Here is a 23322-nt window from a genome sequence, read left to right on the forward strand (position 1 = left end):
TCCGCGCTTGGATGGCTCCTCAAGATCAACCCCACGAACAATTTGTATTCCCTGAGGAGGTATTACCACGTGGTAACGCTCTCTAATAGACCAAATATCTTAGGCGGCGCTGGACGCGACCAAGAATCCACTGGGTTTGCTTGGTGGTCTGGTAACGCACGTTTAATCAACTTATCTGGTAAACTGCTGGGTGCTCACGTTGCCCACGCTGGTTTGATTGTATTCTGGGCTGGAGCGATGACTTTGTTTGAAGTCGCTCACTTCATTCCTGAAAAGCCCATGTACGAGCAGGGCTTGATCTTGTTACCTCACCTCGCCACTCAGGGCTGGGGTGTTGGTGCTGGTGGTGAAGTCATCGATACCTTCCCCTACTTTGTTGTCGGTGTACTCCACCTAATTTCCTCAGCCGTCCTTGGCTTTGGCGGTATCTATCATGCCGTTCGTGGCCCAGAAACCTTAGAAGAATATTCTTCTTTCTTTGGTTACGACTGGAAAGACAAGAACAAGATGACCAACATCATCGGGTTCCATCTGATTATTTTGGGATTCGGTGCATTGCTGTTGGTAGCAAAGGCAATGTTCTTTGGTGGGTTGTATGACACCTGGGCACCAGGCGGTGGTGATGTTCGGATTATTACCAATCCGACATTAAATCCAGCAGTTATCTTCGGTTATGTAATCAAGTCTCCCTTCGGTGGCGAAGGTTGGATTGTCAGCGTCGATAACTTAGAAGATGTGGTCGGTGGTCACATCTGGATTGCCTTTATCTTAATTTCTGGCGGTATTTTCCACATTCTTACCAAGCCTTTTGCTTGGTCGCGTCGTGCATCCATCTGGTCAGGTGAGGCTTACCTTTCCTACAGCTTGGGCGCTCTCTCTCTGATGGGCTTCATTGCCTCAATCTTTGTTTGGTTTAACAACACGGTTTACCCCAGCGAATTCTTTGGCCCTACCGGTCCAGAAGCTTCTCAAGCTCAGGCTTTGACCTTCTTGATTCGTGACCAACGCTTGGGTGCTAACGTCGGTTCTGCCCAAGGCCCTACAGGTCTAGGTAAATACCTGATGCGCTCTCCAACTGGTGAAATCATCTTTGGTGGTGAAACCATGCGCTTCTGGGATTTCCGTGGCCCTTGGTTGGAGCCTCTACGTGGTCCCAATGGTCTTGACCTGGAAAAAATCAAGAATGATATTCAGCCTTGGCAAGCTCGTCGCGCTGCTGAATACATGACACACGCTCCTCTGGGTTCTTTGAACTCCGTGGGTGGTGTGGCTACCGAAATTAACTCTTTCAACTACGTATCTCCTCGCGCTTGGTTGTCGACTTCTCACTTCGTACTAGGATTCTTCTTCCTAGTTGGTCACTTGTGGCACGCTGGTCGCGCACGGGCTGCTGCTGGTGGTTTTGAGAAAGGAATTAACCGTGATACTGAGCCAGTGATGTTCATGGACGACCTTGACTAGGTTGTAAAGTTTATTTCATCACTGACAACTAAATAATTTAGAGGCTCTTGCATAAAAGCAAGGGCTTTTTTTATAGGAAAATTAGTAATCTATTAATTAAAGTGAGCGACTTGCCAAGGTAACTAATCTATGAACGACTCCAATTTTATTGATGCTTTGCGATGGACATCTGAAGCTAAGGAAAAGTTACAAAATATTCCCTTTTTTGTCCGCTCTCAAGCTAAAGCCAGAATTGAACAGCTAGCTCGTGAAGCAGGCCAAGAGGCTGTGACTGCTGATTTGGTAGAACAAGCTAGGCTTGAGTTTGGACAATAAATCAGGAGTCAGGAGTCAGAATCCAGAATTCAGAATTCAGAATTGGTAAATCCTCTACCAATTAAGGGATAGAGTTTTAAGGCGAGAATATTCCAGTCAATTTAATTCATAATTACGAATTAGTATCAACTTCCTCATACATTCATTGCTGCTAAAACAGCCTTCTGGCTTACATCTCTGTAAACGGTATTTAAATACTTCATTACCACATCACTCGAAGTTGAATTTACTGCATTTTCCTCTTCTTTCGCTAGGGGAATCGCTCCCAATACATCTAATATCGTCTCACTAGTAGATGGTGCAATCACTACCAATGATGACTCTAGTGGCTCATTGTATTGCCAGAAAGAATTAATTTTTACTGAGTATTTGTTATTAGGAATTGACTGTTGAACATCAGGCGTTTCTGTAGTACTGTATCCATTCTTGGTACTACGTAACTTACGCAAATCGCTGATAATTTGCTCTTTAGAACGTCCGCGCAATTGAAATAGTACAAAGGGGTCTTCACTGAAGCGATCGCCTAACTGATAGTATATCGCACCAATGTGTTTACAAGGATTTGCTTTATCAGGACAAGAGCATTTACTGTGAACATCACCAAGGGTAAATGGAAATATCGAAAGACCATTAGCCGTGAAGACTTCTTCTATATTTTGTGGCATTTCTCCTGCTAGTAGCTTGGCAGCAAAAATTGCTCTTTGGGACATGGTTTCAATTACATAACCCCACTGTTCATCGGTAAATGGTTCAAGGGAAAGGGAAACTTTATAGGGTTCCACTTCGCTACCTTGAACCCTAGCTAATACTTTTGCACCTTTAAATTCGATGCTGAGAACATTTCCTTGACGAGCATAGTTTCTCGCACGTTCTAAGCGTTTTTTAAAGCGATAGGAATCTAGCAAATCTAGCCATTGTTGTGACCACCATTCTCGACTTGCTTGTAATGTGTAATTAGTCATAAGTCACGTCGCTTCGCTCCGAATTCAAAATTCAAAATTTAAAATTATGGAATGGATGGGTTGATCTCGTTTTGTGACAGTTATCTCAGACTATAACGTTTATGGTTGAGAGCATATCAGTTTTGCAAATATACGCCTACAGATTGGAAGTTTGTGACAAGACAGGGACGTAAAACCTTGAATTAATTACGAATTACGAATTACGAATTATTCCATTCCCGCCTTGCGCCGCAATCGCTCAACTAATTGGCGCGAAAAATCCAAGTTTTGATCGCGTAGGCGCTCTTGGATTTCCAGGGCAGCCAGTGCCAAGGGTAGCGCCTCTGGGTAGCGCCCCTCCTTCTCCAAAACTCGCGCCAGCCCCGCTTGAGCATTAGCCACTAAGTCTTGCCGCCCCACTTCCTGCGCCAGGGCTAACTCACGCTTGTACCAGGGGCGGGCTTCTGAAGGGTGATTGCGGTTAAGGGCGAGAAGTCCCAAGCTGGCGCAATAAGTTGCTTGTCTTTCTTTATTTCCTAATTTTTCTTCTATCGCCAATGCTTGCTGATTATATGATTCGGCGCGATCGTATTGTCCCTGCAATAGCGCAACTGCTCCCAGATCGTTGAGGGCGATCGCCTCACGTTCTTCCTCTCCAAACTCTCGGTAAATTGCTAATCTCTCCTGGTACAGTCGCTCCGCCTCCGCCCATTCCCGGCGTTGGCTTGCAATGGTTCCTTGCAGACCGATTGCAACAGCCTTCTCCAGACGACTACCGCCCTGCTCCATTGCCTCCGCCATCTGAGCCGCCCAACTTGCTGCTCTATCAGTCTCCGCGCGATTATAGTAAATCCAGGCAACATTATAGGCACCCCAACCAGCATCGCTCCACTGACCGAGCGCCTTTCCCGCCTGATATACCCACTCACCCAAGCGCACCCGCTCATCCCAGTAGCCGCGAAAGAAGAGGAAGTTATACAAAGCGGTTTCCAAATCGATGAGCATCTGGGCAGCCTGTCGGTCTTTCAACGCACCGGGAATACCTGCCATCTCCCGCAGGGTTGTCGCCACGCCCTCTAGATTCTGCCACTCGGCTTCCAGCTTGTCATGTGTCTGATAGGCATCTTTGCCCTGACCCCCGTACTTCTGGGCAAAGTCCACCCAGTAGCGCAGAACTTTGCCTTGGGCAGCAGAGTCAAACCGAATTCCACTTAGGGGTGCAGTTACAACGGTATCCGTTCCGCCCACAACTGCCCGAATATATGTGCGGATGAGGGGGTGCAGGCCAAACCGTTCTTCATCCAAGTCATTTACCAAAGATAGAGTGACTAACCGCTCTAAAGAAACTTCGATCTCGGTAATGGCTAAATCCGTAGCATCTGCCAGTGCTGCGGTTTTTGCTGGTGTCAGGAATACAACTAGGGCAGACAACACTGTGCGGTCATTTTCAAAGAGAGTTTTGGCAGCATCGGCAAACAGAAACCCGTAGAGATCCTCAGATTTGGCGGCATTCCGCAATCGCTCTAGGGCAACACTGATAGAGTAACCTTTGTCTGCCACCTGTCCCAATGTCCAATCCAGCGCTAGGGGATTGCCACCAGAGGCTTCATATAAAGCGGTCAATATCTCTGGCTTCGTGGCGTTTAGTTCCTGGGCTAGACGGGGGTGCGATCTTCCCTTCTCTCTCATTAATTCCAAAGCTTCTGTCTCTAAGAGACGATCTAAGCGGATGGTGACGGCGCTTTCCCCAGTGCGGCGGCGGCTGGTGATGATGGCTTTGTTGGGGGTGGGCAGTTTCCGCACAAACTCGGCAATCATATCGCGTTCTTCTGCATTCAGCGTTTCCAAGTTATCCCAAATCAACAGGGTGCGCCGTCCCCGCAGGGCATCAAGAAGGGCGCGGCGGCGTTCTGTGGCATCAGTCATTTTCACAATATTTGTCTGTCCTAACCCCTTGGCAAATTCCCGGCAGAAGCTATCAAGAGAAGACAAGGCGAGGGTTTCTTCTCGCACTCCCTCAGCTGAGAGCCAGGTAGTCTTGGCAGAAACAAACAGATAGGCATCAAATAAGGCTTGCTCACGGGCAAGGTGTGCTACCTCCAGCGCTAACGCCGTTTTGCCCATACCACCAATACCATCGATCGCCACACCCCAACCGCGTTCCTCTGGTGAAAGTGCCTCCAAACAACGCGCAATTTCTTGTTTGCGTCCCACAAACACATCGTTATAGCGGGGCAGGTTATCGGGCAAACTTTCTGAGCGCTTTCCCTCTAACTGGCTTAATCGCACCTCTAAGCTAGTGACTTCTTTTTGTTTTTCCTCCAGATCGATCTGCAAATCCACTGGAACTCGAATCCCATAACCAGCTTTTTCCTCCTCTAATATCTGGAGGGCGCGACGAGCGCGGTTGAGAGTTCGCTGTAGTGCTTCTTGATTATCCATAGAATTTGATAAAAAGAAATCTCAGGATTTGCAGTTGAAAAAAGGCAAAGGGTAGGAGGAGCAACAAGATATCCACTTTTCCCGAATCATTGAGGGCGATCGCTTTTGGCAGACGCTCCGTACATTCGCTCTTAGCTTACTCATCTAAACTTTCTGCGATCGCTTTGAGCAGTGCCTCAAAATCTGATTGTATATGAATCTCTTCCGTCAGAGCATTCATATCCTTCAGCAGGTTTATAAGATTAGCAAACATATTACGAATTTCAGTATATAGGTCAATTTCTTCTCTAAATCCCTGTAAATTAGCGGCGCTAACTGTTTTCATAGCGTCATTTAAATCTTGAATTTGCTTTTCCCAATACTCAACATATTTAATTCTTTCAATAGGCTTATAAATTTGGGCATCTGCTAAAACTATGGGAAAAATTCGATGATAAAGTTTTCCATTTTTGGCAATTTCAACTAGTTCATACATGCAATTTTCAGACTTCAAATATTGGTCGCTGATTACCACAATCACACATTTGCCACGACTCAATCGCTGCATGAATTCTTGAAATCGTTCTTTGTAGCCAATTGCATTTTTATCCCGAATGATTGTAATACCTTTTGCCTGAAATACTTTCTCTAGTTGTTGTACAAATGTTTCGCTGTGATTATCTCGCCAGGTATAGGAGATAAAAACTTCCTTTTGGTTGCTTTTTGCCTCTACTTTATCGATGCTGTTTTGAAAATGACTCAATCGCGCCTCTAAGCTAGCTACTTCTTTTTCTTTTTCCTCCAGTTCGATTTGCAAATCTACTGGAACTCGAATTCCAAAACCAGCTTTTTGTTCTTCTAATATCTGGAGAGCACGGTGGGCGCGGTTGAGAGTTCTCTGTAATGCTTCTCGATCGTCCATAGAGTTATATCAAAATAAGATACTTTTCAATATAAACATTCAATAGACTCCTTGCAAAAGTCTCGATTTTTAACTATTTATTTGCGCGTTTACGTGAAGTCGAGAAGTATTTATGCAAGAAGCTAATGCATACGAACAAATATAATTTTGTAGAATTATACTACATGCAAAAAAGTTAAATTTACACCACAAACTTATTCTGCATCATCGTCAATTACTGCACTGCGGTCAAGTATTAATAAGTTACGAAGTTGGTCTGTATCCAGTTCAGTTAACCATTCTTCACCAGCACCTACAACTTGTTCAGCTAGTTGTTTTTTACTTTCAATCATGTCATGAATTTTTTCTTCTAAAGTGCCAGTACAAACAAATTTATGTACTTGCACATTCCGGGTTTGTCCAATGCGAAATACTCGGTCTGTGGCTTGATTTTCCACTGCTGGATTCCACCATCTATCAAAGTGGAATACATGATTTGCGCGTGTTAAATTCAGTCCGACACCACCCGCTTTTAGAGAAAGAATCATAATCGGGGGGCCTTGAGGATCGTGTTGGAAACGGTCGATCATTTCCTCGCGTTGTTTTTTGCTGGTGCTGCCATATAAAAAGAATATTTCTCGCCCTAACTGTTTTTCTAAATAGGGTTTAAGTAATTTACCCCACTCAGCAAACTGTGTAAAGATTAAAGCGCGATCGCTTTCTGCTAAAACTTCTTCTAACATTTCTTCTAGGCGCAGAAGTTTGGCTGAATTATGTTGCTCTAATGTCGCTTCTTTCAAATATTGGGCTGGGTGATTGCAGATTTGTTTGAGTTTGATTAGTAAAGCCAAAATCATCCCCCGACGTTGCAATCCTTCAGCAGATTCTATCTCGACTAAAGATTGTTCTACAATTTGTTGATAAAGTGCAGCTTGTTCACCAGTTAGACCGCAAAATACGGTCATTTCTTGCTTATCTGGCAAGTCTTGAATGATGTCGCGATCGCTTTTCAATCGCCGCAGTATAAATGGTTGTACTAATGAACGTAACTGAGTCAAAGAAGCCGTATCACCATACTTTTCTATTGGCATGGCAAACCGACGCTGGAAAAATTGTTTATTGCCTAAATATCCAGGATTCAGAAAATCCAAAATAGACCATAGTTCTTGCAATCTATTTTCTACTGGTGTCCCCGTCAACGCAATCCGAAATGTAGCTTCTAATTGGCGTACTGCTTTTGACTGCTTCGCCTCTGGATTTTTCACATTCTGGGCTTCATCTAAAACAATTATCTGCCAAGAGACACTTTGCAATGACTTGATATCTCGATGAAGCAGTGAGTAGCTGGTAACAATTAAATCGTGATTTTTCACGGCTTCTAAAAACGCTTTCCCTTTTGGGCGTTTGTCACCGTGATATTGCAAAATTTTCAGGCTTGGTGCAAATTTGTTGACTTCCCTTTCCCAGTTGCCTAAAACCGAAGTTGGACAAACTAGCAGTGTTGAATTTTCTAGCGCATCTTGTTCTTTTAAATGTAACAAAAAAGCAATGAACTGGATAGTTTTACCGAGTCCCATATCGTCGGCGAGACACGCGCCCAAACCCCAACGTTCCAGGAAGGATAACCAAGCAGCACCACGTTCTTGATAAGGTCGTAACTGTCCTTTAAAGCCTGCTGGTGTGGGTAAAGGTGCGATCGCTTGATTATTGGTTAACGCCCCAATCAACTCTTGCAATGCCCCAGATGCATCAAAGCTGACCACTGGTAACTTTTCAATTGCCTGAGTATCCCCAGTACTCAGACGCAAAGCATCTTCCAGGGAAAGCGCCATTTGGTCTTTGCGAGTGGTAAAAAAAGTTTGGGCTGTCTTGATATCTTGGGGTCGCAATTCTACCCACTCGCCGTTAATTTCCACTAGCGGACTATTTAAAGCCACAAGTTTATCAAACTCAGCTTTGGAAATAGTCTGTCCACCAATTGCCAATTGCCATTGGAAATTTAGTAGACTCTGCAACCCTAAACGTCCTTGCTTTCCTTTTGGGGTTTCGGCAGTAATTTTCAAACCCAAACGATTTGCCCATCCTTCACGGTTCGCTAAACTGGGAGGCAAAATTACTCCTAAACCACTGTCTTCCAACCTCCAGGCTACAGCTTTGATAAACTCATAAGCTTGAATGGGGGTGAGACGAGAAGATTGAGGATATTCGGTTTCTAAACTGGGTGCGTAGGCGCTTTGCGCCTTGTCGCCAGACATCGCTGGATATAATCGGGAAGCTACCCCTAAACCTCGCAAAAATGTTTCTTGTGGTTGCTCAATTGTCCGATTTTCATAAACCAATCGTTCAACTGGATTGTTCCAAATAGTTGCCGCATCCACCAAAAACTCAGGATCGTCAGCCGCTTGCAGGAAATACACCAATGTCCAATCTGTTTCGCCAGACTGTGGAGAACGCAGTTGAAAACAGGTACGAAATAGAGTTTTAAGAGTTAACTGGTATTGTAGCGGCATAGTCCAAGCCTTCAGTGCCGCTTCCAGTCGTTCCACTTCAATTGCATCTGCATTAACTGTACCAGATGCACTAGTTAAGGCTTGCAACCACTGTCGCACCCCAGCTGGTAAAGATGCGTAGGCGTTGCCCGTCGTAGACATCGCCTTAGCTTCAATTGGAGGTTGAGAACCTACCATTTCTCGCACTTGGGCATCTATCGTACTGTTGAGAAATCCCAAAAGTAATTCTTGAGGTTCTGTGGGAAAGTCTACATAAAGTAGGGATTGGGAAAAATCCTCCCCAGTCCCCAATACCTCCTGATAAGTACGACAAACCAACGGCATATTCGCAGAAAATTTTTCTAGGCGGGTTCCATCTACAGCACTGTCTAGAAGTACTTGCCATTTGGCAGCAAATGCACCATCTGATTCTCGGTCAATTGTTGGTAAAAACTTACAACGAGAGATTAAATCTAAACTCCATCGCGCAACCTGCGACCAAAAGCGTAAATCTCCACCCAAAAAAGCATCTTCCCCTTTCGCAGCATTTAGGGGAATAGCAGCGAGAAATTTTACTGCTTCGCTGGGGTTGAGACAAAAACCCTCAACTAGCCACGGTTGCAAATATTGTGGTGAATCTGTATTTTCCCCCAAGCTGGCAGAATGTACAGGAAAAATCGCTACTGTTCCTTGATCACTGCCTTCTGGGATATAAGTTGGTAAGGCTATGATTTGAGAGTGCGTTGGCAAACTGATCTCAGTGGCACTGGCGGCTTTGCGCGTTAGCGTAGCTCCTCCTTTGGAGGCTCGCCCAGTAGTTCCGATCGCTCCGCCCGCCGCAGGCATAGCAACTTGGGGTTTTTGGATGAAGTTGGTAATTGCCATATTTTGAGAACGCAACCACTCACTCAACTCAACTGATGTCATTGCCAATGGATGTAGTGCTATATCTCCAGATGCATTAGACTCAAAATTCACTCGTGGCGATCGCCAAGTTTCCCCCCAAATAAATAAACTACTATTTTGATTTTTTAGTAACCAATTACAGTGTAAAATCGCCATTTGCTAACTACTCAGATTTTCCCAAAACTCCAGAATTAAAATCGCAATTATTCTAATTTTTGCCTCTTCTCAAGAACATTTATTAACCAATTTCCTCATATAATTAATTATCTAATACCATTTATTTGTGAGGCGGCGCCAAACCCTTTTAACTTTTTCTTTCTTTGTGTCCTTTGCCTCCTTTGCGGTTCGTTTTTATTTCTCATTATTAAACATGGTTTAGCGCATCTTCATACAGAATTGGTATAAGTAATGATTCCACATAAACATTGTTAATAATGAATTTTCCCCTAATTAAAGTCTTAAAAAACGGCATATTAGTGGAACTGGATTATATGCATTCTCAAGAACAAGAGGTTGTAAGAGCATTACTCAATGTTGTAATTGTTGAAGGTAAAACCTATCCCCAAAAGCAACCTCTCTCTCCTACAGAATTTTCAGCTTACTGGTTAAGCAAGGATGCCTTTGTTGTCAGGACATCTGTTGTAGATCCTACACACAAGCCAAAAGAAATATTAGGGGCGTTTTATTTAAAGCCAAACTTTCCCGGTCGGTGTAGCCATATTTGCAACGCTGGTTTTATTGTACAACCTGGATTACGCGGTCAGGGTTTAGGACGGTTCATGGGAGAGGCTATGCTTTCGATAGCAGCAAACCTGGGCTACGAAGCAGTAATGTTTAATTTGGTCTTTGAGACTAATATACCTTCAATTACACTTTGGCAGTCGTTAGGATTTGAGATTATTGGGTGAATTCCAGGCGCGGCGAAGTTAGAGGATAGGCAGCTGGTAGACGCGCTAATCTTGTATCACACTTTGCGTTAAACGACTTGTCTATCTTTGTATGTACTAGAAGTCAGCCATAGGGCATAAATGTTAGGATTGCCACAGAAAGAGAATAGCGAAAGAGAAGGAAAAAAAACTGAATGGCAGAAGTTGATAAGTCAATATCCTTCGATGGAAGGGATATTCGACTGAAAGTAGGCCTATTAGCTCCCCAGGCAGGTGGGTCGGTTTTGATAGAATCAGGGGACACATCCGTTTTAGTGACGGCTACGCGATCGCAAGCCAGAGAAGGCATTGATTTTCTTCCCCTTACTGTAGATTATGAAGAAAGGCTATATGCCGCTGGTAGGATTCCCGGCGGGATCATGCGGCGCGAAGGTCGTCCACCAGAAAAAACAATTCTCACCAGCCGTCTTATAGACCGTCCCATGCGTCCTTTGTTCCCCTCATGGTTGCGGGATGACTTGCAAATTATTGCCTTAACGCTGTCGATGGACGAGTTAGTTCCACCCGATGTGTTAGCAGTTACGGGCGCTTCCATTGCTACCCTAATTGCCCAGATTCCTTTTAATGGGCCAATGGCAGCAGTGCGGGTTGGTTTAGTGGGAGATGATTTCATTATTAATCCCACATACGCAGAAACTGAAGCTGGAGATTTGGATCTGGTAGTAGCAGGTTCACCACATGGCGTGATCATGGTGGAAGCGGGAGCCAATCAGTTGCCAGAGCGAGATATTCTCGAGGCGATTGACTTTGGTTATGAAGCAGTGCGGGACTTAATCAAAGCGCAGCAAGATTTAATCGCCGAACTTGGTCTAGTAATAGTGCAAGAAGCACCACCAGAAGTAGACCAAACCCTAGAAAATTATATCCGCGATCGCGCCAACGGTCAGATTAAGAAAATCCTGTCTCAATTTAGTTTGACCAAACCCGAACGCGATGCAGCTTTAGATGTCGTCAAGGATGAAATTGCCGCGACGATTACCGAACTGCCAGAAGAAGACCCCATTCGAGTTGCGGCAACTGCAAATAAGAAGGCACTTGGTAACACTTTTAAAGATATTACCAAATACTTCATGCGGCGACAAATCATCGAAGATAACGTCCGCGTTGATGGTCGTAAACTCGATCAAGTGCGTCCGGTTTCTTGTTTAGTTGATGTCTTACCAAAGCGAGTCCACGGCAGCGGTTTATTTAACCGGGAACTAACTCAGGTATTATCCACTTGTACTCTGGGTACACCTGGGGATGCTCAAAACCTCAACGATGACATGCAGCTAGATCAGCACAAGCGTTATCTGCATCATTACAACTTCCCGCCGTTCTCAGTCGGTGAAACCAAGCCAATGCGGGCCCCAGGAAGGCGTGAAATTGGTCACGGGGCATTGGCAGAACGAGCGCTAATCCCTGTGCTACCGTCAAAAGAACAATTTCCCTACGTGATTCGCATCGTATCGGAAGTACTTTCCTCCAACGGTTCCACCTCAATGGGTTCAGTCTGCGGTTCCACCCTCGCCCTGATGGATGCTGGTGTACCAATTCTCAAACCCGTCAGTGGCGCGGCAATGGGTCTGATTAAGGAAGGGGACGAAGTGCGAGTCCTAACCGACATCCAAGGCATTGAAGACTTTTTGGGCGACATGGACTTCAAAGTTGCCGGGACGGATACCGGGATTACCGCCTTGCAAATGGATATGAAAATCTCCGGTTTGTCGTTGGAGGTTATTGCCCAAGCTGTCCACCAAGCGAAAGCAGCCCGGTTGCACATTCTGGAGAAAATGCTCGCCTGCATTGACACACCACGAACTGAAACCTCACCTTATGCTCCACGTCTGTTAACAATCAAGATTGATTCAGACATGATTGGTTTGGTCATCGGGCCTGGAGGTAAGACTATTAAGGGCATCACAGAGGAAACTGGTGCAAAAATTGACATCGAAGATGATGGCACCGTGACAATTTCCGCTGTGGATGAGAACAAGGCCAAGAGAGCCAGAAATATCATCCAAGGCATGACCCGCAAGCTGCATGAAGGGGATGTCTATGCAGGACGCATTACTCGGATTATACCGATAGGTGCATTTGTGGAATTCTTGCCAGGAAAAGAAGGCATGATTCACATTTCTCAACTAGCTGACTACCGCGTTGGTAAAGTTGAGGATGAAGTAGCGGTGGGCGATGAAGTGATTATCAAAGTGCGCGAAATTGATAACAAAGGTCGGATTAATCTCACCCGCTTGGGTATTCACCCAGATCAAGCAACAGCAGCAAGAGAAGCTGCGGCGGTGAATCGGTAACTCGATTTGGGATTTTAGATTAGATTAAATCTAAAATCCGCGATGCCTATCGTGAAGGCATCGCCGTATGCTTCTCTAATTTGACAAATTACGAATTACAAATTATTTTAACGACTTTTCTAGTGTTTTTGGCTCTGGTAAAGGTTGACCGTCTGCTAAAGATGATTCAATCAGCATTTCTAAAACTTCTTGAGCATTTTTGAAAGCTTCTTCGTAAGTATCTCCGTGAGTATGACAAAATCCCCATTCAGGAAGACTCACAACAAAACACTCATCTTCATCAGATCACTGAATAACGATTATATATTTCATTCTTCTGAAACATAATTACGAATTACGAATTACGAATTACGAATTTTTAATGACGAACTTCTGTGTTGTTCATATTTTTGAAACTCTTTTACTTCTCTAATTCTGCCAACTTCTGTTGAGCAAAGTTTCGCACCTGCTCATCTGGGTCATTCTCTGCCTTGTCGCGCAACAGTGGTAAAGTCTGGGGATGCTGAGGAAATTGCTTGATAATTATCTCCAGTACAACCCGTCGAGGGTTGTATTTATACGGAGGATTATGGCTACCCTCAAAGGAGTCATTGACAGCGCAGTTATAGTAAATTTCAAACAAATCAGGCCGATTTCTGAAGTGTTTGGCTAATACTTGGATGGCTGAATATCGTACATACTCATCATCATCAAAAGTAGCGCGGTCTTTGAGAATCGAGCAGGTGTCGGGGTCATCTTTGAAATTGCTGGCTAATGCTTCGATGGCTGAACGTCGCACATCCCATGCATTATCAGCAGTGGCCCGGTGTTTGAGAAACGAGCGGGTGTCCTGGTCATCTTTGAAATTACTGGCCAATGCTTTGATGGCTGCACCTCGCACATTCCTTGATTCATCAGCATTGGCGCGGTCTTTGAGAATTGAGTGAGTGTCAGGGTCATCTTTGAAATTGCTGGCTAATGCTTTGATGGCTGCACCTCGCACATCCTCTTGATCATCAGTAGTGGCGCGATGTTTGAGAATCGAAAGGGTGTCAGGGTCATCTTTGAAATTACTGGCTAATGCTTCAATGGCTGCACCTCGCACATACTTTTGATTATCAGCAGTGGCGCGGTGTTTGAGAATTGAGCGGGTGTCTGGGTGATCCTTGAAATTGCTTACTAATGCTTCAATGGCTGCACATCGTACATCCCTATCATTATCAACAGTGACGCGATGTTTGAGAATCGAAAGGGTGTCAGGGTCATCTTTGAAATTGCTGGCTAATGCTTCAATGGCTGCATTTCGCACATCCCATTGATTATCAGCAGTGGCGTGGTCTTTGAGAAACGAGCGGGTGTCGGGGTGATCTTTGAAATTGCTGGCTAATGCTTTGATGGCTGCACATCGCACATTTCTTGATTCATCAGCAGTGGCGCGGTGTTTGAGAATTGAGTGAGTGTCGGGGTGATCTTTGAAATTGCTGGCTAATGCTTTGATGGCTGAACGTCGCACATCGTCTTCACCATCAGCAGTGGCGCGGTGTTTGAGAATTGAGTGAGTGTCGGGGTGATCTTTGAAATTGCTGGCTAATGTTTCGATGGCTGCACGTCGCACAACCCATTGATTATCAGCAGTGGCGCGGTATTTGAGAAACGAGCGCGTGTTCGGGTCATCTTTAAAGTTGCTGGCTAATGCTTCGATAGCTATACGTCGCACATCGTCTTCACCATCAGCAGTGGCGCGGTGTTTGAGAAACGAGCAGGTGTCCGGGTGATCTTTGAAATTGCTGGCTAATGCTTCGATGGCTACACCTCGCACATTCCCTTGATTATCAGCAGTGGCGCGGTCTTTGAGAATCGAGCGTGTGTCGGGGTGATCTTTGAAATTGCTGGCTAATGCTTCGATGACTGCACCTCGCACATTCCCTTGATTATCAGCAGTGGCGCGGTCTTTAAGCCAGTGTAAGGTATTGCTGTTATCTTTCCAAATTGCGGCGATTGTTGCAACTGCTTGAGTGCGAACTTCCTGAACTAGCTTAGTTTCTTCGTTATCACGGAGGGAGTAATAGTACCATAGATCATATTTAGTTAAGTCTTGTAGCTCATTAAGCAATTTATTAGCCACTGACACAATCACCGAGCGATTTCTCACTTCTGCAAGACACTTAGCCGCTAAAAACAGGTTGATAAACTTTTCCTCTTCGCCATCTTGCACCATCAAGTATTCCAGAATTTCACCAACAAATTTCGCCTCAATCATTCCCGCAACTAACAGTAACACCTCATGCCAAGTTTCATCTTGCCAGTGTTTGCCAAAAACTTCAGTTTTGAGATACTCAATTGTAATACTTCGTTCCTTCTCAAACTGCCAGACAAACTCCCAAGCACAGAAATATTCTAAAAATGTCCGATGCACAAAGGCATAGTAATCTGCACCCAAGAAACATAAAATAAAATTGCGATCGCGCAGTTGTTTCATCAACCGTCTGGCTTTATCTCTAGCATCACTCACTGGTATGCTTTGCAGGTATTTAGTGAAGATTGCTTCTAAATCATCCGCATAGATAATGTTGCCAGCTAAACCTTTTTCACTGGTTTGCATTTGATAAGCAACTTGACGCAACATTGCCTGTTTATCTTTATAATCAATAATGTCTAGACGTTCATCCGGCTTTAAATTGCGTCCGTCGTCCCAATTATGCAGCAGAACCTCGGAAGCATCTTTATACAGTTCACTTCTATCTCTGGGTAATTCTCGCTTGAGATTGAGAATTGCCATCATCGTTAACAGCAGTGGATTTTGTGCAAGTTCTGCAATTGCTTTTGATTCATTAATTACTCTTTGTAGACGCTTTCGTTTGATATTTTTATCTCTTTCTTCGGCTTGAGTAAAAGTTTTATCATGCCAACGTTGAATAAAATCTTGAATCTGTGCTGGTTCTAAATCTTGTAACATGAAGTGGCGAAACTCTGCATCTCGCAACTGTTGCTGCTTATAGCCAATAATCCGAGAAGTAATAATAACCTGCACATCGGGATATTCATTAGTGAAGCGATGAATACAGGTAATTACTTCCTCCCGCTTCGCCGATTCAAAGATTTCATCCAAACCATCAAACATGACTAAAGCATTACCAGCCTTTAGCTGTTCATGCAATTTATGCTGATTGAGGTGATAAAAACAATTGGGACTATTATGGTAAAATTGGAGAAAATTATTACAACTACCCGCATCGCGATCGCGCATATAATTGCGTAATTCAATCAGCAAAGGAATTGGCAGATTAAAATCATTCTGCTCAAGAGTTTTTTCTACCCAATCCAACGCTAGATATTGCAACAATGTAGACTTGCCGGAACCAGGATCGCCTAAAATAACTAGATAATTTTTGCGTTGCTGATCTCGGACAACATCTAATACTGAACGGATTGGCTGCTCAAAATAATTGCGTTGATAACGTTCTGTTTCTTCTTTAAATTTTTCTATTTCAAATTCTGCATCTAATTGGTTACTTTCTTGTAGCCTACGGAGATGTTCTTTAGGCAGTTCTGGTAAAACCTGATAAACTTGCCGCACATTTTGCGGGATAAACATTTGCCATAAATTTACCGGATGTTCGCGGGCTGTAGTTTCTAAACTATCTAACTTCAGATTGCCGTAGCGTTCACGAATGGTTTCTAAATATTGCGGTAAATTAAAATCCTTGAGAATATCTGCGTTTTCTTTTAAAGTCTTATCAATACTAGATAATTTCTGAAGTTCCAAGATATAGCGTAACTCTTCTGAATCCGAAAGAATATCTTGGACTTGTATGAGATACTGCTCTGTAATTGTTTGCCAGTTAAATTTAGGTGGTAGAGGTTTGAGTTGAAGTCTTTTCCAACTATCTACTAGTGTTTTAAAATCTAGAGAATCACATTTAATATCAAAAGCCTGACCAAAAATTTCTTTAACCGACTTATCACGGATAAATTTATTGATATCTTCAGCGTAATTTTGAATTTCAGCTTCATCAAGTTTGCAACGAACCTTTAACTGCTGCTGCATCAGTTGCAAAAATTCTGTCAGCGCCATAACTACAACTTTCTGAAGCGGTTCTTGTTTAAAGGGCGCAATTACAGCATTATTAAAGATATGTTTGAAAAAATCTTTAGCGTAGTCCTTGACTAAATCTTTGAAAAATTCTTCGCTGATAATAGTTTTGACAAGAAATCCAACCGCTTTTTGACCTATCCAGAGAGTGAACCACTCAACTATCATACTCACGCCTGCTAAATACTTGACTACGAGTATATACACCTGTTAGAGAAATTTTTCCAGATTTCTGGGTTTTTAGCTTCAAAGCGATGCTAGCTGAAGATTTGTTAAAAATAACTAATAACTGTGCATTGATATTAGGAGTAGTTTTATGGTTCTACAAGTTAACCCCATCCAAAAAGAACCAATTGTTACTTGGGAAGCACTTCCAGCAGATTTCATTTTACCAGACGATCCAGTGGAAAATATTCAACAACCTGCGATCGCTGCTGCGCTTACCGATGCTTTGGGAAGCACAGGACGCATCCAACCCCAAATGCTGATTGGCTCTAATTTTGGACTTGTAGCCACAGTCAACAAAAAAATTGTTGTTAAAGCACCAGACTGGTTTTACGTTCCTCAAGTGCAGTCTGTGGGAAATGTAGTTCGTCGTAGCTACACCCCGAATTTAGAAGGCGCTACTGTGGCTGTAGTAATGGAATTTCTCTCAGACACAGAAGGTGGAGAACTATCAGTCCGTTCAACTCCACCCTACGGTAAACTCTATTATTACGAAAAGATTCTCCAAGTTCCAACCTACGTAACCTACGACCCTTACGAACCAAGCATAGAACTACGCTGCTTGCAAAATGGGCAATATACTTTGCAGCAAGCAGATGCTAATGGACGTTACTGGATTCCTGAGTTAGAGTTATTTCTCGGAATTTGGCAAGGTGAAAGATTATGTCAAACCATGAATTGGCTGCGCTGGTGGGATACAGAAAGAAATTTACTGTTGTGGAGCAGCGAACAAGCCCAACAAGAACGCCAGCGTGCTGAACAAGAACGCCAACGCGCTGAACAGGAATGCCAACGTGCTGAACAGGAACGCCAACGTGCTGAACAGGAACGCCAACGTGCTGATATATTAGCTGCTAAGTTACGTGAGCTAGGTATTGACCCTGATGCGTAGGCGTAGCCCGCACTTCTCTACGAGACGCTGCGCGTAGCTTGCTTCCACGTTCGCGGAGCGTGCCGTAGGCAAGTGGTACGACTTGGCTCAGTGACCGTCGTAGATATCGCATAACCTAAAGAGATGCTGGGAATAATAATTTTGAGACATCAGCAGCAAAATTCTATGAAACAGCAAAAAAATCAATTCAGTCATCTTACTGCGATCGAAAGAAGTTATCTATCATTTCCGGCACAGTTTTTATTAAATCAAAACCTTCTCCAAGGCAAAATACTAGACTTTGGTTGTGGCTTTGGTAATGATGTTAAAATCTTGCGCCAAAAAGGTTGTGATATTACAGGCTATGACCCATATTATTTTCCAGAATATCCTAATACTAAATTCGATACAATAATTTGCTTTTATGTTTTAAATGTTTTATTTACCGAAGAACAAACTAATGTCCTAATGGAAATATCACACTTATTAAAACCAGGAGGCAAAGCTTATTATGCTGTAAGAAGGGATATCAAAAAAGAAGGGTTTCGAGAACATTATGTTCACAAAAAACCTACCTATCAGTGTATTGCCAAACTTCCCTTTACTTCAATTTGCTTAGATGAATATCGGGAAGTATATAAGTATGTTCACTATAATCATCAGCGAAATTCATCTAATTATTGTATATTCTGTAATCCCCAAAAAAGTCTCAAACTATTAACTGAATCAGCAACTGCTTATGCTATTTTTGATGGCTATCCTATAAGTAAAGGACATGTTTTAATTATTCCCAAACGTCATGTTGGCAGTTATTTTGAACTACCATTTAAAGAACAATCTGCTTGCTGGTTTATGGTTAACAAAGTACAAAAAATTCTCAAAGCAGAATTTGAACCTGATGGCTTTAATATAGGAATGAACATCAATCGAGCCGCAGGTCAAAATATTATGCACGCCAGTATTCATGTCATCCCTCGTTACAAAGGTGACACTCTTGGTGCTAAAAGTGGAATCAGGAACGTTATTCCTAAAAAGCAATAGTTTTTTACTGACAGCTTCCAGTAGCAAAACTGGATTGATAGCAAATACATAAATCTGAAAAACCTGATTTTTCAGTTTTCTGAAAATATTGCAAAATATTTCAGTTAACCCAGATTATCTGGATCTATTCCCAGCGCTCTTAATTGTTCTGTCAATTGTTGCACCCGTTGTTCTGCTTGTTGAGCGCGTTGTGCTTCTTGTTGAGCGCGTAGTGTCTCTTGTTGAGCGCGTAGTGTCTCTTGTTGAGCGCGTAGTGTCTCTTGTTTTACTTGTTCTGCGGGCGTGAGATACCGTTGTCCTTGCTCATCATACCAATACATCCATTCCCGCGTTACACCGCAATAATTTCCCCTTTCGCAACCAATTCCTAATCCAATTTCTGGTAGCCAAACGGGGTTTCCCTCTTGCAATTCATACTTACCATTAACTAACTTATGTACTTCCAGATGCGGTTTGCGGCGGCGACGAGAGGAATAAATTACGTAATAAAGTACACCCAAAGCCTCATATTCATCCAACTTAGTAGTGTATTCCTTGCGATAATTTTGGGAAACTACTTCTAGCACGAAAATCGGTACAACATTTTCATCCCACAGCACATAACTGGGACGCAGTTCCTCATCATAAAACCGCTCTACCCCTAAGCTCAGAAACCCATCTGGCACAATTGGCGGTTTATCTGGGTGATAATAAATACCCATATCTATGCCAAACAACCAGTCCATGCGTTCTGACCAAAGTATCAGCAGGATAGCCTTCAGCAAGCCTGGTATTAATTCTTGCAGTTCATTATCCACAGGCGTTTCATCAGAGTCTGGTAGTTCCTCGGCTGAGGGCAAGTACCTTGGCAAGTTGTACTCTAACATGGCTGGTTTCCCCAAAACTCAAAGGATATTTGGCTCTATTTGGCTCACCAGAATTATAGCGATTTATCTGCTAGCAATGTCTTTGCAGGAATCAGTCGTTAGCGCATATTTTTGTTCTACCTAACTTACTCGCACACGATAAATAACCATCTTGACCTTTTTGGTTATTTTATTAAGATCGATTTGGATTCAAGTTGCGATCGCCCATTACCATGATGCACTAAGGCTGCCGTTCCATGTTCTGAAGCACGTAACTCCTTGTCAGAGATTTGTGGTTCTTTGCTATAGACCGAACTTAGTAAGATATTCAGAACTGGACGACCCAATGCTTGTTCAATCCGTGGACACGATGTGCCTTCACAACAGATTTTTTCGAGTTAACTACGAACGATCGCATCTGACCCGATGGCTTGTACCTCTTGTAGGGGAATCACTTTTGCATCTCGAAACAGTCCCTTTTCTGCAACTAGAAAACCCAAAAGTTGATTGCGTTCCCGATCAAAAATTAAATCTATAATTCGGACAATTTTCTTACCTCTGTCGTAGGTGACGACCACTTTATCGATAACATCACTACCTTTAAGCATTTATCTATCCCTAGTATCTTTATTGATTTGGTTTTTGAATCATTTGTTCGTTAGTCGCCTGAAACTTAAGCTGAAAATATCGTCCCTCTCGTCCAAAACCGGGAACGATATCAATCACACCAAAGTATTCAGAAAATGCCCCAAATATGGCGAGCAGAATGATTGAGCTGGTGATATTTGCTCCAGTATTAGAGCGTTATCCTACTAGTCTAGGCATTTTTTATTTTATTTATTGTTATTTTTTATGGCTAACCTTACTGGAAAGAGCATACAAGATTATTGACATATTTTTATCTGCAATCTGCCTTGATTAACTTTCATCTTTAGGAATCAATAAAATTAAAAAGACTATTTCAAAAGATAGATACGATCCTGTTTGCCTTCAATTTTTTGGAAGTAACTATTTTTATTTTTAGTTTCAATATTATTGAATGACTTAAAAGATGATTTTAGTTAATTGAGTTTCATACTATTATTTAAAGCTGATTTTGATAGTTCAATTTATCGGATACTTGAAGGTTCGTTTAAACATGATTTAAAAAAGCAGGATACATCTGAAAAGATAAACTAACTAAAAAGGTGTAAAAGTAGTGAAGAGATTGTGACTTAAGTAAAAGATTGCCGAATCCAGAAACAGAATAGGTTTATTCATCTTCAAGAGAACATCAAACTTCCCAGAAAGCTTTCACGACTTCCTTAGACTCTTAAACAAATTTTTTATGGTAGGATAGGGGTTTTATCAGAAAGCTGACTTTGGTAATATGCGATACGAACAAATCAAAAGCCGATCGGTTGGTGAATTTAAACGCCTGTTTGGGATAAAAGTTGCAATATTTTGCTTTGACTAAGGGATACCACAAGTGGTATCTAGAAACAGCCAAGATTTGACAGATATAATAGTTACTAGCTCATTTCCTGGTTGTGCATAGCATTGCCTCATCTAAAGTTGCAGCCCAGTCAAGAATACAGGCATTTTTACCCCACTCAGAAAGTTGCTTCAGCCGATAAAATTTTGGTAACTTTTAACTATTAATAAATATATCGGTGCTTAGTGCTATTCATGCTTTATATTTAGCGGCAGGGTGATGCAAATAGCCACTCACCTTCAAATACTTAGGAGGCAGTATCCACCGGAAGCAACTCATGCTTTGATACCATCACCAGATAGTGTAAGTTAAGGTTAAGTCGATATTCAAACGAATAATTTTTGCTGAATTGCGACAGATAAAGACTAAACTAAAAAGTCTTGTGCAGCAAAACCTGTAGCTTTAAATGAAGTAATCATGTCTAAGGTTCTTGTCTCTGATTCAATTGACCAAGCTGGAATTGACATTCTTTCGCAAGTTGCTACCGTTGATGTCAAACTAGGTCTAAAACCAGCGGAACTGATCGCAATTATTGGTGAGTATGACGCGCTGATGATTCGCTCTGGTACGCGCGTCACTCAAGAAATCATTGAAGCCGGCACCCAACTAAAAATCATCGGTCGTGCTGGTGTAGGTGTGGATAATGTGGATGTTCCCGCTGCCACCCGCCGGGGGATTGTGGTAGTCAATTCTCCAGAGGGAAATACAATTGCCGCCGCCGAACACGCGCTAGCGATGATTTTGGCTTTGTCTCGCCACATCCCCGATGCTAACGCTTCGGTGAAACGCGGTGCGTGGGATCGCAATAGTTTTGTTGGTGCGGAAGTCTACAAAAAAACTCTCGGCGTTGTCGGTTTGGGTAAAATTGGCTCCCATGTTGCCGCTGTAGCTAGGACAATGGGGATGAAACTCCTAGCTTATGACCCATTTATTTCTACAGAACGAGCCGAACAAATTGGCTGTCAGTTGGTGGAGCTAGATTTACTCTTCCAGCAAGCAGACTATATCACCCTACACATCCCGAAAACCCCAGAAACTACCCACTTAATCAATGCCACAACCTTGGCAAAAATGAAACCCACAGCCAGGATTATCAACTGCGCTCGTGGTGGGATCATTGATGAAGTAGCTTTAGCAGCAGCTCTGAAAGCAGGTAAAATCGGCGGTGCAGCCTTGGATGTGTTCGAGTCAGAACCATTGGGTGAATCAGAATTGCGATCGCTAGGTAAAGAAATCATCCTCACTCCCCACTTGGGAGCCTCTACCACGGAAGCTCAAGTGAATGTGGCCATTGATGTTGCCGAACAAATTCGGGATGTACTTTTAGGACTACCAGCACGTTCAGCCGTCAACATTCCCGGACTCGGCCCCGATGTGTTGGAAGAACTCAAACCCTATATGCAACTAGCAGAAACTCTCGGTAATCTAGTGGGACAACTAGCTGGCGGACGGGTGGAAATACTCAATATTCGACTGCAAGGGGAACTCGCAACCAACAAAAGTCAGCCTTTAATCGTCGCTGCCCTCAAAGGACTACTTTACCAAGCTTTGCGGGAACGAGTAAATTACGTAAATGCCAGCATAGAAGCCAAAGAACGCGGAATTCGGGTAATTGAAACCCGCGATGCTTCCATTCGAGATTATGCCGGCACACTGCATCTAGAAGCCACGGGTACTTTAGGTACTCATTCGGTCACAGGCGCTTTGCTAGGTGAGCGGGAAATCCACCTCACCGACGTTGACGGTTTCCCGATTAACGTCCCACCCAGCAAATATATGTTGTTTACCCTGCACCGCGATATGCCGGGGATTATCGGCAAACTTGGTTCCCTACTCGGCAGTTTTAATGTGAATATTGCCAGTATGCAAGTAGGTCGTAAAATCGTCCGTGGTGATGCCGTCATGGCTCTGAGTATAGATGACCCTTTACCAGAGGGCATTTTGGATGAAATTATAAAAGTCCCTGGTATTCGGGACGCGTATACAGTAACACTATGAGTGCTGAGTGAAGAAAAGTTAGGAGTGAATAGTTAGGAGTTAAAAGTTAAAAACTCCTAACTCCTAACTCCCTCAAACTCAGCACTCACCACGGGCTGAACGCCCCGCTAGCGCTAACAGCAAT

General features: G+C 43.2%; 13 protein-coding genes and 3 pseudogenes. 8 read left to right on the top strand and 8 right to left on the bottom strand.

What is annotated here, in order from left to right:
- The 3 genes and pseudogenes from HWQ40_RS35615 to HWQ40_RS10775 all read left to right on the top strand — a co-directional run.
- Positions 1-86 (top strand): annotated as a pseudogene (locus HWQ40_RS35615) (photosystem II protein D2); the annotation flags it as partial.
- The gene (psbC, locus tag HWQ40_RS10770) at positions 70-1461 is read left to right on the top strand and encodes a photosystem II reaction center protein CP43 (protein ID WP_292777554.1); all 1392 of its coding nucleotides are present in this window, start codon (positions 70-72) and stop codon (positions 1459-1461) included. The pseudogene HWQ40_RS35615 and the gene psbC, both read left to right, overlap by 17 nt.
- A 129-nt stretch (positions 1462-1590) precedes the next feature.
- Positions 1591-1776 carry a PCP reductase family protein gene (locus tag HWQ40_RS10775; RefSeq protein WP_292777556.1) on the top strand — a complete coding sequence of 62 codons (186 nt, stop codon included), beginning with the start codon at positions 1591-1593 and terminating at the stop codon, positions 1774-1776.
- Positions 1777-1910: 134 nt separating this feature from the next.
- On the opposite strand, the gene HWQ40_RS10780 is transcribed toward HWQ40_RS10775, so the two are convergent.
- From HWQ40_RS10780 to HWQ40_RS10795, 4 genes are all read right to left on the bottom strand, one after another.
- Entirely contained in the window at positions 1911-2738 is an 828-nt protein-coding gene (locus HWQ40_RS10780; RefSeq protein WP_292777559.1) for an SWIM zinc finger family protein, read from the bottom strand.
- A 207-nt stretch (positions 2739-2945) separates the two neighbouring features.
- Positions 2946-5159 (bottom strand): tetratricopeptide repeat protein, encoded by a 2214-nt coding sequence (locus tag HWQ40_RS10785; protein ID WP_292777561.1) that lies wholly within the window; start codon positions 5157-5159, stop codon positions 2946-2948.
- Positions 5160-5295: 136 nt separating this feature from the next.
- Positions 5296-6060 carry a toll/interleukin-1 receptor domain-containing protein gene (locus tag HWQ40_RS10790; protein ID WP_292777563.1) on the bottom strand — a complete coding sequence of 255 codons (765 nt, stop codon included), beginning with the start codon at positions 6058-6060 and terminating at the stop codon, positions 5296-5298.
- Between the two features lie 194 nt (positions 6061-6254).
- A complete protein-coding gene (locus tag HWQ40_RS10795) occupies positions 6255-9590 on the bottom strand; it encodes a DEAD/DEAH box helicase (RefSeq protein WP_292777565.1) in 3336 nt (1111 codons plus the stop codon).
- A 278-nt stretch (positions 9591-9868) separates the two neighbouring features.
- Here HWQ40_RS10795 and HWQ40_RS10800 point away from each other — a divergent pair.
- Both HWQ40_RS10800 and HWQ40_RS10805 read left to right on the top strand, forming a co-directional pair.
- Positions 9869-10414 (top strand): annotated as a pseudogene (locus HWQ40_RS10800) (N-acetyltransferase).
- Positions 10415-10515: 101 nt separating this feature from the next.
- Positions 10516-12672 (top strand): polyribonucleotide nucleotidyltransferase, encoded by a 2157-nt coding sequence (locus tag HWQ40_RS10805; protein WP_292777567.1) that lies wholly within the window; start codon positions 10516-10518, stop codon positions 12670-12672.
- Positions 12673-12774: 102 nt separating this feature from the next.
- Here the strand turns inward: HWQ40_RS10805 and HWQ40_RS10810 are convergent.
- Together HWQ40_RS10810 and HWQ40_RS10815 are read right to left on the bottom strand one after the other, a co-directional pair.
- Positions 12775-12984 (bottom strand): annotated as a pseudogene (locus HWQ40_RS10810) (type II toxin-antitoxin system HicB family antitoxin).
- 88 nt (positions 12985-13072) lie between these two features.
- Positions 13073-16912: a HEAT repeat domain-containing protein gene (locus HWQ40_RS10815; RefSeq protein WP_292777569.1), complete on the bottom strand. Its 3840-nt coding sequence runs from the start codon at positions 16910-16912 to the stop codon at positions 13073-13075.
- Positions 16913-17060: 148 nt separating this feature from the next.
- Between HWQ40_RS10815 and HWQ40_RS10820 the strand changes: the two genes are divergently transcribed.
- A complete protein-coding gene (locus HWQ40_RS10820) occupies positions 17061-17861 on the top strand; it encodes a Uma2 family endonuclease (protein WP_292777571.1) in 801 nt (266 codons plus the stop codon).
- A gap of 165 nt (positions 17862-18026) precedes the next feature.
- Positions 18027-18881, top strand: coding sequence for an HIT family protein (locus HWQ40_RS10825; RefSeq protein ID WP_292777573.1), 855 nt, complete (start codon positions 18027-18029; stop codon positions 18879-18881).
- Between the two features lie 104 nt (positions 18882-18985).
- On the opposite strand, the gene HWQ40_RS10830 is transcribed toward HWQ40_RS10825, so the two are convergent.
- Entirely contained in the window at positions 18986-19747 is a 762-nt protein-coding gene (locus HWQ40_RS10830; RefSeq protein WP_292777575.1) for a Uma2 family endonuclease, read from the bottom strand.
- Between the two features lie 377 nt (positions 19748-20124).
- On the bottom strand, positions 20125-20334 hold the full coding sequence (locus HWQ40_RS10835) for a PRC-barrel domain-containing protein (RefSeq protein WP_292777577.1): 210 nt from the start codon (positions 20332-20334) through the stop codon (positions 20125-20127).
- 1283 nt (positions 20335-21617) lie between these two features.
- Here HWQ40_RS10835 and serA point away from each other — a divergent pair.
- The gene (serA, locus tag HWQ40_RS10840) at positions 21618-23198 is read left to right on the top strand and encodes a phosphoglycerate dehydrogenase (RefSeq protein WP_292777580.1); all 1581 of its coding nucleotides are present in this window, start codon (positions 21618-21620) and stop codon (positions 23196-23198) included.
- Positions 23199-23322 lie beyond the last annotated feature (124 nt).

The sequence above is a fragment of the Nostoc sp. NMS9 genome, assembly GCF_017114995.1.
In the GTDB taxonomy this organism is placed as follows: domain Bacteria; phylum Cyanobacteriota; class Cyanobacteriia; order Cyanobacteriales; family Nostocaceae; genus Nostoc.